General features: G+C 69.6%; 13 protein-coding genes. 5 read left to right on the forward strand and 8 right to left on the reverse strand.

Annotated elements, in window-relative coordinates; all coding sequences use genetic code 11:
* On the forward strand, window positions 1-601 hold a 601-nt coding region (locus E8A12_RS12780; RefSeq protein ID WP_293369290.1), incomplete at its 5' end, for a TonB-dependent receptor.
* A 13-nt stretch (window positions 602-614) separates the two neighbouring features.
* The gene (locus E8A12_RS12785) at window positions 615-923 is read left to right on the forward strand and encodes a hypothetical protein (protein ID WP_293369292.1); all 309 of its coding nucleotides are present in this window, start codon (window positions 615-617) and stop codon (window positions 921-923) included.
* Window positions 924-955: 32 nt separating this feature from the next.
* Here E8A12_RS12785 and E8A12_RS12790 read toward each other — a convergent pair whose 3' ends face one another.
* The 3 genes from E8A12_RS12790 to E8A12_RS12800 all read right to left on the reverse strand — a co-directional run bounded on the left by E8A12_RS12790 (window position 956) and on the right by E8A12_RS12800 (window position 3,978).
* Window positions 956-2,053, reverse strand: a complete 1,098-nt coding sequence (locus E8A12_RS12790) for a DUF4167 domain-containing protein (RefSeq protein ID WP_293369294.1) — start codon at window positions 2,051-2,053, stop codon at window positions 956-958.
* A 267-nt stretch (window positions 2,054-2,320) separates the two neighbouring features.
* Complete coding sequence (gene prmC / locus E8A12_RS12795; RefSeq protein ID WP_293369296.1) at window positions 2,321-3,190, reverse strand: peptide chain release factor N(5)-glutamine methyltransferase; 870 nt, start codon at window positions 3,188-3,190, stop codon at window positions 2,321-2,323.
* On the reverse strand, window positions 3,187-3,978 hold the full coding sequence (locus E8A12_RS12800; RefSeq protein ID WP_293369298.1) for an MOSC N-terminal beta barrel domain-containing protein: 792 nt from the start codon (window positions 3,976-3,978) through the stop codon (window positions 3,187-3,189). The genes prmC and E8A12_RS12800 overlap by 4 nt, the downstream gene beginning before the upstream one ends.
* A gap of 112 nt (window positions 3,979-4,090) precedes the next feature.
* Between E8A12_RS12800 and E8A12_RS12805 the strand changes: the two genes are divergently transcribed.
* Complete coding sequence (locus tag E8A12_RS12805) at window positions 4,091-5,101, forward strand: YihY/virulence factor BrkB family protein (protein WP_293369300.1); 1,011 nt, start codon at window positions 4,091-4,093, stop codon at window positions 5,099-5,101.
* On the opposite strand, the gene prfA is transcribed toward E8A12_RS12805, so the two are convergent.
* Window positions 5,098-6,174 carry a peptide chain release factor 1 gene (prfA, locus tag E8A12_RS12810; protein WP_293369302.1) on the reverse strand — a complete coding sequence of 359 codons (1,077 nt, stop codon included), beginning with the start codon at window positions 6,172-6,174 and terminating at the stop codon, window positions 5,098-5,100. The genes E8A12_RS12805 and prfA overlap by 4 nt on opposite strands.
* 130 nt (window positions 6,175-6,304) lie before the next feature.
* Here prfA and E8A12_RS12815 point away from each other — a divergent pair, with 130 nt between their 5' ends.
* Entirely contained in the window at window positions 6,305-6,484 is a 180-nt protein-coding gene (locus E8A12_RS12815; RefSeq protein ID WP_293369304.1) for a hypothetical protein, read from the forward strand.
* A gap of 71 nt (window positions 6,485-6,555) precedes the next feature.
* Here the strand turns inward: E8A12_RS12815 and E8A12_RS12820 are convergent, their stop codons facing one another.
* From E8A12_RS12820 to ptsP, 4 genes are all read right to left on the reverse strand, one after another.
* Window positions 6,556-6,852, reverse strand: a complete 297-nt coding sequence (locus E8A12_RS12820) for a hypothetical protein (protein ID WP_293369306.1) — start codon at window positions 6,850-6,852, stop codon at window positions 6,556-6,558.
* Window positions 6,853-7,089: 237 nt separating this feature from the next.
* A complete protein-coding gene (gene ispG / locus E8A12_RS12825) occupies window positions 7,090-8,250 on the reverse strand; it encodes a flavodoxin-dependent (E)-4-hydroxy-3-methylbut-2-enyl-diphosphate synthase (RefSeq protein WP_293369307.1) in 1,161 nt (386 codons plus the stop codon).
* A gap of 53 nt (window positions 8,251-8,303) precedes the next feature.
* Window positions 8,304-9,239, reverse strand: a complete 936-nt coding sequence (locus E8A12_RS12830) for a helix-turn-helix domain-containing protein (RefSeq protein WP_293369308.1) — start codon at window positions 9,237-9,239, stop codon at window positions 8,304-8,306.
* Window positions 9,240-9,255: 16 nt separating this feature from the next.
* Window positions 9,256-11,520 (reverse strand): phosphoenolpyruvate--protein phosphotransferase, encoded by a 2,265-nt coding sequence (ptsP, locus tag E8A12_RS12835; RefSeq protein WP_293369309.1) that lies wholly within the window; start codon window positions 11,518-11,520, stop codon window positions 9,256-9,258.
* 204 nt (window positions 11,521-11,724) lie between these two features.
* Here ptsP and E8A12_RS12840 point away from each other — a divergent pair.
* A partial coding sequence (locus E8A12_RS12840) for an alpha/beta fold hydrolase (protein ID WP_293369310.1) occupies window positions 11,725-12,150 on the forward strand: 426 nt, incomplete at its 3' end.

The raw sequence follows: 12,150 nt of genomic DNA on the forward strand, positions 1-12,150 counted from the left end.
CCTGACCTTGGGCATCGACGCCTATGACAAGCAGGCCAAGAACCTGATCGACGAAGGCCAGTTCGGCGCCCCCATCATCCTGACGCCGTTCAACTACAAGGTGGGCTACGCGCGCGGCGTCGAGCTCAGCGGCAACTACGTGAACGGCGGCTTCTCGGCCTATGGCAACTTCGCGGTCAGCCAAGCCAAGGGCAAGGACATCATCTCCAGTCAGTTCAACTTCAGCCCCGACGACCTGGCCTACATCCAGAACCACTACATCTACCTGGACCACGACCAGACCTACACGGCCTCGGCGGGCCTCGCTTACAAGTTCGGCGACGGCACCCGGGTGACGGGCGACCTTATCTATGGCTCGGGGCTGCGGCTCACGCCCGACGGCGCGCCGCCGAACAGCGGTCACGTGCCCGGCTACACCCAGGTCAACCTCAGCGCGGCGCACGCCTTCGAGATGGCCGGCGGGCCGCTGACGATCCGGGCGGACATCATCAACCTCTTCGACAAGGAATATGAGATCCGCGACGGCACCGGCATCGGCGTCGGCGCGCCGCAGTTCGGCCCACGGCGGGGCTTCTTCGCCGGAATCACCAAGGCTTTCTGAGGAGCGGGCAGCCGTGTTGAACGCCAGTCGGCGGCGACAGGACGACGAGGCCAGCGCGCTCCAGGAAGTGATCTGGCGGCTGATGCTGGCCCGGCTTCGGGATCTTGAGCGCGAGCGCGGGGTCACGAAGTCCGATATCAGCCGGATGCTGGGGGTCCCGTCGACTCAGGTGCAGACTTGGTTCGCCTCGCCGACCAATCTGACGTTGAGATCGGTCGCGCGTCTGGCGACCGCCCTGGATGGGCGTCTGGTCTGCAGGCTTGAGCCCCTGACCCCGGTCCCGCAGGCGGCGAGCGCAGTCACCGAACGCGCCAATCGATAACGCGTCCTCCTCCCCACAAAGGGAAGGGAGGCTTAGGCGTCGTCACCCTCGGAGGCCGTCGTGATTTCGGCGCGCGGCGCGCGGCGGCGGCGGGGCTTGGGAGCCTCGTCGGCGACGGACGCCGTGGCGCGGGGCGCGGGCGCCTGCAGGAAGGCGGGCGCGTGGCTTTCGCCGCCGTCGGAGTCGCGCAGGACACGCGAACGGCGCGGCTCGGGCGCGGCCTCGGCGGCCGGGGCGATCAGCGGCGCCTGAGGCTGGGGCTCGACGACGGCGAGAGGGTCGCGTTCCGGCCGGTCGTCGCGGTTGCGGTCGTAGCGCGGGCGGTCGTCGCGGTTGTTGCGGTCTTCGCGCGGACGTTCATCGCGCGGGCGCTCGTCCCGGGGGCGGTCGGCGTCGTAGCGCGGGCGGTCGTCGCGTTGCTGGCTGTCCCGTTGTTGACCATCGCGGGGACGGTCATCGCGTTGCTGGCCGTCGCGGGGCCGGTCGTCGCGCCAGGGACGGTCGCGGCGGCCCTGGCCTTGGCCCTGGCCTTGGCCGTTGGCGCCGCTGTCGTTGCGGTCGCGGTTTTCGTAGCGCGGGCGGTCGTCGCGTTGCTGGCCGTCCCGTTGTTGACCGTCGCGGGGACGGTCATCGCGTTGCTGGCCGTCGCGTTGGGCGTCTCTGGGACGGTCGTCACGTGGGCGCTGGTCGCCGCCGTTCGCGCCATTGGCGCCGGCTTCGCGGGCCTGCCAGCTTTCCGGGGTCTCGCCGGCCTCGGCCGAGGCCGCGTCGGCGGCTTCGGATTGGGCCTGGGCGCTCTCGTCCTCGAAATCGATGTCGAAACCGGAGGAGAAGTGGTCGCGGCCGAGGATTTCGCTGGCCGGACGGGTGGGCTGCATGGCCCGCAGGAGGCGGAAATAGTGTTCGGCGTGCTGAAGATAGTTCTCGCCGAGCACCCGGTCGCCGGCCGCCGAGGCGTCACGGGCGAGCTGCTGGTACTTTTCGAAGACGTGCTGGGCGTTGCCGCGCACCTTCGAACCCTCGGGGCCGTTGGAATCGAACGCCCGGTTGGCGTTCTGCGCCTGAGGCTTGCCGCCCCCGCCGCCGCCACTTCCGCCGCCGCCGCGATTGCGGCCGCGTTGACGCTTCATACCCTTGAAATCTCTCATTATTTGATAACCGTCTTGGTTTCCCTAGGACCTGACCCTTGGGTCGGCCTGCTTAGCCTTCAGCGGGATCGGGCGCTTGGCCCGGTGTCGATTTTGAAGACGTAAAGTGTTCCCCGTCTTCCGCCCGGAAGCCTTAAGCGAGAGGCTTTTGGAAGCCGTCGCGCCCTGTCGGGACTGGCGTGCGCCCTCCGTGGGACGCCTCTACCGGAAGCCGACGATTTGGGTGGAGACAGATATCTAAGTAGCGAGTCAGGCTTGAAGTTCCAAGGGCTTTTTCGCGCCTGCGACAACCCTGTCCCGGTCGCCGAGGTCGCGGAGGGTCTGGACGCCCTGCGCGCCGGCCTCGCGGAACAGCGCTTCGACCGCGTCTTTCTGGTCGTAGCCGATCTCGACGGCGAAGCGGCCGCCGGGTTTCAGCACCCGCAGGATCTCCGGCGCCAGCACCCGATAGTGCATCAGGCCGTCGGGTCCGCCTTCGAGCGCGAGCCGTGGTTCGTGGTCCTTGACCTCCGGCTCCAGCGTCTCGATCACCGCGCTGGCGATATAGGGCGGGTTGGACACCACCAGGTCGAAGCCGGCCTCGCCGAGGCCCGCGGTCCAGTCGCCGCGCAGCAGCGCGACGCGACCGGCGAGGCCGAGGCTGGCGGCGTTGTCGCGGGCCACCGCCAGGGCCTCTTCCGAGACATCGACGCCCAGGCCCTTGGCGGCGGGCCGCTCGGCCAGGATCGAGAGCAGGATGGCGCCGGAGCCGACGCCCAGGTCGAGCACCGACCAGGGCGCGTGCTCGGGGAAGTCGCGCAGCACCCATTCGACGACGGTCTCGGTGTCGGGCCTGGGCGTCAGCACGTCGGGGGTGACGTTGAGCATGATCTTCCAGAAGCCCTTGCGGCCCAGGATGTGGCTGACCGGCTCGCGGTGCTCACGCCGGGTCAGGTAGTCCTCCAGCGTCGCTTCCTGTTCGGGGGTGAGCGCGCGATAGGGATCGCCCACGATGTCGGCGCGGGTGGCGCACGCCGCGGCCTCGACCAGCAGGCGCGCGTCGATCACCGGGCCGGCCAGGCCCGCGGTCTCCAGGCGCTTCTTGGCGCCCTGCCACGCCTGCAGCAGGTTCAGGGTCATTGGGCGGACTCCGGAGCGGGCTCGATCTGGGGGGCGGTCACCGCATCGCCCAGGCCCACGGCGCCGCCCGCGGTCACCCGGACGTAGATCCCGCAAAACCGGTGGCCGTAGTTGTCGAACAGCGCCTTGACCACATCGAGATCACGTTCGGCGGTGGTCGGATCGACGTGAGTGGCCGCGCAGCGGACGATCGGCTTGAACACCTCTGCCTTGGCCCAGCCGACCAGCATCGGCCTGCCCGTCCAGTCGTTCTCCGCCCAGGCCGGCCAACCCTCGACATAGAGGTTGGCGCGGAATCGAAGGGGGTCGAGCTCGACCCCCATCCGCTGGCCGAGGTCGCGGACGCTGGCCAGGTTGACGATCGAGACCTGGCCCAGGGGATGGTCGGTGAAACGGTGCTCGCCTGGCGCCTCGACCACCCGCAAGGGACCCCGGACATCCTCGCCCAGCAGCGGCGTCAGCCACGCGGCGAAGGCCTCGCGGGCGGCGGGTTCGGCCAGACGGCCAATGTACTCGCCGCAGCCCGGGGCGGCGGCGTGCAGGACTCCGGTCTCGGGGTCGTAGCGCGTGCGCGCGGCGGCCACCTTGGCGATCTGGGCGAGGACAGTGAACTTCTGCTTGGGGACAAAGGCCGGCGCGGCCGGATCGAACCCGGACGGACCGTTCTCGACCGCCCAGATGCGGTCGTGCGGGAAGCCCTCGCCGGGCGCGAGCGCGACGGCCTGCAGGGGTTCGGGCGTGAAGCCCTTCACAGGATGGCGGAAAATGCCCGCGACGTGACCGCTCATGCCGCTGATTTGCGGCAAGCCGGGCCGCGCCACAAGCAGAACGGTGCGGTCAAGCGGAACCACGAGGCCCGGTCCGCCTTCCATCGCGGGTAGCGAACACTTCGGGGCCCCGATGACGACCGGCCGCAGTCCATCCACGGCGCCACAGGCGCAGCAGCGGTCATTCCGCTTCGATCGCGCGAGCGCGCTGGGCGTCGGGGTGCTGCTCGGCCTGGCGACGGTGTTCGCGGACAAGGCCTTGGCGAAGGGCCGGCGTCTCGCGACCGTGCAGCCGGCCGCGTCGCCGGCCGACGTCAGCCGCCGCAGCTGGAAGCTGATCGTCAAGCGGACCATCGCCGAGTTCACCGAGGACCGGATTTCGGCGGTCGCGGCGGGCTCGGCCTTCTATTCCCTACTGGCCCTGTTCCCGGCGCTCGGCGTCTTCGTCTCGCTCTATGGCCTGGTCGGCGACCTTCAGGGCGCCCAACGCCAGATCGCGGCCTTTCACGGCATCCTGCCGGCGGGCGGCGTCAGCATCCTGACCGAACAGATCGAGCGGCTGGCGCTCACCTCGCACGCCAGCCTGGGCCTCACCTTCTTCATCAGCCTGCTGCTGTCAGTCTGGACCGCCAACGCCGGGATGAAGGGGCTGATCGGGGGCCTGAACGTCGCCTATGAGTGCCATGAGCGGCGCAATTTCATCGTCCTCAACCTGATTTCCCTGGCGTTCACCGCCGGAATGATCCTTTTCGCCATCGCAGCGATGGCCGCGGTGGTCGCGGCGCCCGAGGTGCTGGCGTTCCTGCATCTGGACGGTTTGCAGGGCGTGAGCCTGGCGCGCTGGCCGGCGATGTTCGTGATCGCGGTAGGCGGGCTCTCGCTGCTTTATGGTTTCGCGCCGGCCCGTCCGCGGAGGCGGTGGCGCTGGATCACACCGGGCGGCGTGCTCGCCGCCACGGCGTGGATGGCGATGTCGGTGGGCTTCTCCTCCTACGTCGGCCACTTCGGGACCTACGACCGCACCTATGGGTCGCTGGGGGCGATCGTCGGCTTCATGACCTGGATCTGGCTGTCGCTGACGATCGTGCTGCTGGGCGCGGAGTTCAATTCCGAGCTCGAAGACCAGGTGGGCGCCCAGCCCTAGCCGAATTCGTCTTCCAGGGCCGAGAGGCGCGCGGCCTCATCCTCGGCGATCAGCGGGTCGATGACGTCATCCAGCGCCTCGCCCTCCATGACCTTCGGCAGGTTGTAGAGGGTCAGGTTGATGCGGTGGTCGGTGACCCGGCCTTGCGGGAAATTGTAGGTGCGGATGCGCTCGGAGCGGTCTCCCGAGCCCACCTGGCTTTTGCGTGCGTCGGAGCGGGCGGTGTCCAGGGCTTCCCGCTGCTGGTCGTAGAGCTTGACCTTCAGCGCCTTCATGGCCCGGGCGCGGTTCTGGTGCTGCGACTTCTCCGAGGAGGTCACCACGATGCCGGTGGGCAGGTGGGTGATGCGCACGGCGCTATCGGTCTTGTTGACGTGCTGGCCGCCGGCGCCGGAGGAGCGGTAGGTGTCGATGCGGATGTCGCCGTCCTTGATGTCGATCTCGACCTCTTCCGGCTCCGGCAGGACGGCCACGGTGGCGGCGGAGGTGTGGATGCGGCCTTGCGCCTCGGTGGCGGGGACGCGCTGGACGCGGTGGACGCCGCTCTCGAACTTCAGCCGGCCGAACACGCCGTCGCCGGTGACCGCAGCGATGATTTCCTTGTAGCCGCCGGCGTCGCCCTCGGAGACGCTGTCGATCTCCACCCGCCAGCCGTGCTCGGCGGCGTAGCGCTGGTACATGCGGAAGAGGTCGCCGGCGAAGAGGGCGGCTTCGTCGCCGCCGGTGCCGGCGCGGACTTCGAGGATCGCCGAGGCGTTCTCGTCCTTGTCCTTGGGCGCCAGCAGCAGGGCGACCTCGCGTTCCAGGACCGGCAGGCGGTCCTTCAGGACCTCCAGCTCGTCGCGGGCCATGGCGGCCATCTCCGCGTCGCCGCCGGCCGCCATCTCTTCCAGCTCCGGCGCCTCGTCGCGGGTGCGCTGGAGCGTCTGGACGGCGTCCACGACGGGCTTCAGCTCGGCGTGCTCCTTGCCCAGGCGCACGATCTCCTGGCCGTCCGTGGCCGCGCCCATGCGCGCCTCGATCTCGCGGAAGCGGTCGAGCACCTGGTCGAGCCTGGCCTGGGGAAGTCGCAAGTCGCCGCCTGGGGTGAAGTGGGAGGGGAGCTTCCTCTAGCGCCCCTGCGGCGGCTTGCCAAACCTTCGGCTTGGCCGTCGGAACGCTCCGGCCGGGCGCCCGTTAGGTCGCCGCAGGCGGAGACCGCAGATGAGCGAACGTGTAACGATGGGACTGACCGGGCGCAGGGTGCTGATCGCCCTTGTCGCGCTGGCGGGCCTTGGCGCGGTGACGCTCTTGGCGGTGAATGCGCACCACAACCAGCCCATGACCACCAACGCGGTCGGCAGCGCCTCCTCCGATCTGGCGGCCAGCGCGGCGGCGCACTAGCCCTTAGAGACAGAAAAAGCCTCCGCCCGTCGCCGGGGGAGGCCTTTCGCGCGTCCGCAGACGTGACGTCCTTAGGCGCGAACGCCGCTCAGCGGGGCATTGCCGAAGGCGCCCAGCTTGACGTTGCCAGTCATGGCGTCGCCGGCCACCGTGGCGGTGAACTCCAGCGTCATCGGCATCGGCTGGGTGATGTTGGCGCTCCAGGTGAGCGTGTCGCCGTCGACCTTGCCGCTGACTTCCGAGTCGCCCATGCGGCCCGAGGTCTTGCCGGTGAAGGTGTCGCCGCTGGTGGTGATCGAAGCGGTCACCTCCTGGGCGCCCATCGGCGTGTTGATGGTGATCTTCCAGTTTCCGTCTGCTGCGGCCATGTCTCGCTCCCAAAAAAGGCAGCCGCACCTAAGCGCGTATGGGTCAGCCGCGCAAGAGTGACGCGGGCGTCATTTTTTTGGATTCTCCCCCAGCCCGGGGGGCGATCGGGGGGAGGTGGCGCGAAGCGCCGGAGGGGCTTCCTCAGCCGCGTGAGCAACAGCCGACAGCCCGACCGCTGGCAAGCCCCCTCAGCCAGCTTCGCTGACAGCTCCCCATGTGGGGGGAGCATCTTTGACCTATTCCGCCGCCTGCGGGACCGCGGCCAGCTCCGCAGCGCGGGCTTCGACCAGTTCGACGATGTGGTCGACCAGCTGCTCGTTGTCCATCTTGTGGTCGGGCTTGCCGGCCACATAGACCATGCCGGAGCCCTTGCCGCCGCCGGTGAAGCCCAGGTCGGTCATCAGCGCCTCGCCCGGGCCGTTCACCACGCAGCCGATGATCGACAGGCTCATGGGCTGGGCGATGTGGGCCAGGCGGCTTTCCAGCGCCTCGACGGTCTTGATCACGTTGAAGCCCTGCCGCGCGCAGGAGGGGCATGCGATGATGTTGATGCCGCGGTGGCGCAGGCCGAGCGACTTCAGGAGGTCGAAGCCGACCTTGATCTCTTCCACCGGATCGGCGGCCAGGCTGACGCGGATAGTGTCGCCGATGCCGGCCCAGAGCAGGTTGCCCATGCCGATGGCGGACTTGACCGTGCCGGTGCGCAACGCGCCGGCTTCGGTGATGCCCAGGTGTAGCGGGCAGTCGATGGCCTCGGCCAGGAGGTTGTAGGCGGCCACCGTCATGAAGACGTCGGAGGCCTTCACGCTGATCTTGAATTCGTGGAAATCGTGGTCCTGCAGGATGCGGGCGTGGCGCAGCGCGCTCTCCAGCATCGCGTCGGGGCAGGGCTCGCCATACTTTTCGAGGAGATCGCGCTCCAGCGAGCCGGCGTTGACGCCGATGCGCATGGAGCAGCCGTGGTCGCGAGCGGCCTGGATCACCTCGCGCACCCGGTCCGGCGAGCCGATGTTGCCGGGATTGATCCGCAGGCAGGCGGCGCCGGCCTGGGCGGCCTCGATGCCGCGCTTGTAGTGGAAGTGGATGTCCGCCACGAGCGGCGCCTTCGAGGCCTTGGCGATCGCCTTGAACGCCTTGGTGGAGTCCTCGTCGGGGCAGGAGACGCGGATGATGTCGGCGCCGGCCTCCTCCAACTGACGAATCTGGTCGATGGTCGCGGCCGCATCGGCGGTCAGCGTATTGGTCATCGACTGCACGGTGATCGGGGCGTCGCCGCCGACCTCGACATTGCCGACCCGGATCTTGCGGCTCTTGCGGCGCTGGATGGCGCGCCAGGGTCGGACCGAGGTGTGGTCCTTGTGCGCGTGATCTTCGGCGTGGGAGTGGGAGGCGCTCATGAGCAGGAAAATAGTGCGTTCAGGCCGCGAACCCAAGTCGCGATTGGGCCTGACTATTGGGCGAGCTTGTTCAGCGACACCTGGGCGGCGGGCAGCACGCCCTTGGATTGTCCGCCGACGAACACCTGGAAGCTGGCGGGCTGGGAGACTTCGGCGGTGAGACCGGCCACCTGCGGCGCCCGGAAGGCGTCGCCGGCGGCGAACTGGCGGGCGAAATAGATCTGGCCGTCCTGCCCGCGGACGATCAGCGAGGCGGGCTTCAGCGCCTGCAGGGTCACGGCGGAGGGCTGGTCCTTGGGCGCGCCATAGACCTGGCCGGTGGCGACGAACACCGGCGACAGGCTGGCCGGATCGACGGGCGGCGCATCGGGGGCCGCGCCGGGCTTGGCCCCCGGCACGGACTTGGGCGTGGTCACCGTGCCGTCGGGATTGATGATCGGCATGCCCGGAGTCTCGTAGGGCGGCGGCGTGGTGGACTCGACGGGCGCCGGCAACGGCGCGCCGAGCGGCACCACCGGCGGGCTCGCGACGGCCAGCGCCTTGGCGGTCGCCAGGGCCGAAGCGGTGGGCGGCGGCGGGGCGTTGGCCAGCATCGCCCGCTGGGCGATGTTCCAAAGGATGATCGCCACCAGGATGATGATGACGCCGGCGACCATCGCCACCACCCGCGGGTCGCCGCTCTGGGGCACGCCGACAGGCGCGCGCAGCGGCTCGTCCAGGACCGGCTCCTCGGCCTTGAAGCGCTCGACCGCGGCGTCGCCGTCCAGGCCAAGCGCCTCGGCGTAGGCGCGGATGTAGCCGATGGTGAAGGGCCGCGAGGGCAGGCGGTCCAGGCGCATCGCCTCGATGTCGGCGAGGTAGGCGCGGCGAACACGCGTCATGTCGGCGAGCTGTTCGAGGCTGAGCTTCTTCTGCTCGCGCAGGGCTTTCAGCGCCGAGCCGATGTCGGCGGCGGACTGGAGGTTGAGGAAATCGCTGTCGCTGGCCAAGGCGTCGAGAGGCTCCCTAGACCGCCACGTAGATCTTGCGGGCCAGGGTCTCGATCTCGTTGCGGACCGAGCCCGCGCCGCTCTTCAAGAGGGCCGCGACCCCGCGGCGGGCGGCTTCGCGGTCGCAGGACAGCACCATCTGCTTCACCGGCCCGACCCCGGCCGGCGGCATGGACAGCCGCTCGAAGCCCAGCGCCACCAGGGCGAAGGCCTCCAGCGGTCGGCCGGCCATCTCGCCACAGACGCTGACCGGCGTGCCCGTCTCGGCGCAGGCGCGCTGAATCTGCTCCAGCGCTCGCAAGGCCGGGGGCGACAGGGGATCGTAGCGGTCGGCCATGCGCGGGTTCCCGCGGTCGGCGGCGAACAGGTACTGCATCAGGTCGTTGGTGCCGACGCTGACGAAGTCGGTCATCGGCAGCAGCGCGTCCAGGTGCCAGACGAGCGACGGCGCCTCGATCATCGCGCCCACGTCGAGGCGCGACGGGGCCGAGCGGCCGCGCCGCAGGGCCCAGGCCACCTCGACATCCACCAGGGCTCGGGCGGCGCGGAACTCGTCCACATTGGCGACCAGAGGGAACATGATCCGCAATGCCCGGCCACGGGCCGCCGCGATCAGGGCGCGCAGCTGCAGTCGCAGTAGCGCCGGGCGGTCGAGGCCCATGCGGATCGCCCGCCAGCCCAGCGCCGGATTGTCCTCCCGCTCGGCCTCCATGTAGGGCAGCACCTTGTCGCCGCCGAGGTCGAGGGTGCGGAAGGTCACCGGCAAGTCGCCGGCGGCGTCCATCACACGGCTGTAGAGCGCGGTCTGGGCGTTGAAACGCGGCATCTCCTCGGCGACCATGAACTGGAACTCGGTGCGGAACAGGCCGATGCCTTCCGCCCCTGTCTCGCCCAGGATGTCGAGGTCGACGTCGAGGCCGGCGTTCATCAGCAGCGTGATCTTGGCGCCGTCGCGGGTGAAGGCTGGCGTGTCGCGCAGCTTGGCGAATTCGGCGCGGCGCTGGCGGCGCACGTCGATACGGGCCTGGATGGCCTTCACCACGTCGGTGCGCGGCCGCAGATAGGCCTCGCCCGTCTCGGCGTCGACGATCACCATGTCGCCTTCGGAGACCCGGTCGCGCAGGCCCGAAAGGCGGCCAACGCAGGGGATGTCCAGCGCCCGGGCGACGATCGCCGCATGGCTGGCGGCCGAGCCTTCCTCCAGCAGCAGGCCGCGCAGCTTCTTGCGGTCGTATTCCAGGAGGTCCGCGGGACCCAGGTTGCGGGCGATCAGGATGGCGTTCTCGGGCAGCTCGCGCGCCTCGTGGCCGTCGCCGGAGAGGTGGCGCAGCAGGCGGTCGTTCAGGTCTTCCAGGTCGTGCAGACGCTCGCGCAGATAGGGGTCGCGGGCCTGGCCCAGGCGGGCGCGGTGCTCGGAGCGCACCCGTTCCACCGCGGCCTCGGCGGTGAGGCCATTGCTCACCGCGTCCTGCAGGCTGCGCAGCCAGCTCTGCGAGTGGGCGAACATCCGGTAGGTGTCGAGCACCTCGAAGGAGGCGTCGACGAGGCCGGCGCTGCCCTCCAGCATCTGGTCGATCTGCGCCTGCAGGCTGGCGATGGCCGAAGCCAGGCGCGCCTCCTCGGCGCCCACGTCGTCGGAGAGCAGCTGCGAGGGCGCGACGGGCGGCTCGTGCAGCACGGCCACGCCATAGGCCAGGCCGTCGCCGAACTTGGAGCCCTTGAGGCGCTCCGGCCGGTGCGGGGCGATCTCCACGCCCTTCAGCGCCGCCTCGCCGATCAACTCGCCGGCAGCGACCATCTCGGCCAGCACCATGGCGACGATCTGCAGGTCTTCCTGCTCGTCGTCGGTGTAGACGCGCGCGGTGCGGTTCTGGACCACCAGCACCCCGATGGCCCGGCCGCCGCGCAGCAGGGGCACGCCCAGGAAGGCGTGGTAGGGGTCTTCGCCGGTTTCCGGTCGGTAGGAGAAGGCCGGGTGCTCGGGCGCGTCGGCCAGGTTGAGCGGCCGGCCGAGCTTCATGATCTCGCCGACCAGGCCTTCGCCGGGTTTCATGCGGGTGACGTGGACGGCGGCGGGGTCGAGGCCCTCGGTGGCGAACAGCTCCATGTCGCCGGCGGCGCGACGCATGTAGAGCGAGCACACCTCAGCGACCATGGACCGCGCGATGATCCGCACGACCATGTCCAGGCGCGCCTGCGCCGGGCCACCCCCTGCCAGAGCTTCCCGGATCTGCCGCAGCAGACTGCGCTGACCGCGTATGGCTACGCCCGGTTGCGCCATCCTGCTTTTCGCGTCCTCCTCAACTTATTTTCCGCTCCCTAGCAGGTTTATGTCTCTGAACGGAGACGCAAAGGGACGTTTCCACCGTTTGTCGGCTTTGCCCAGCAATCGGGCGCCCGAGCTTGAGCTTTTCCCCGGCTGGCCGCATCGTCCCCGCCGCAAGAGCGACGCCGGTCGCCGGACTTTGTCCTTGGGGGGACGCCAATGCTGCGCAAATGGGGCTTCTTCATCCTGGGCCTGGTGCTGATCCTGGGCGGATCGTACCTGGCCAACGCGATCCAGACCGCGGGCGGCGTCACGCTCAAGGACGTGCGATTCGTCGGCGATCAGCCGAACCTCACCCAGGCGGGCCTGCTCTACACGCCGCCGGGCGCGAGCGCGGCCCATCCGGCGCCGGCGGTGCTGGTCAGCCACGGCTATATCAACACCCGCGAGATGCAGAGCCCTTTCGCCATCGAGCTGGCGCGCCGTGGCTTCGTTGTGCTGGCCATGGACATGGTCGGCCACGGCTACTCCGAGGGCTCCGTGGGGCAGGTGAGGGACCTGGGCGGGCCGGCGGCGCTCAGATATCTGCAGAGCCTGCCCTTCGTGGACAAGACCAACATCGGGCTGGAAGGCCACTCCATGGGC

The sequence above is a fragment of the Phenylobacterium sp. genome, assembly GCF_004799395.1.
Classification (GTDB): domain Bacteria; phylum Pseudomonadota; class Alphaproteobacteria; order Caulobacterales; family Caulobacteraceae; genus Phenylobacterium.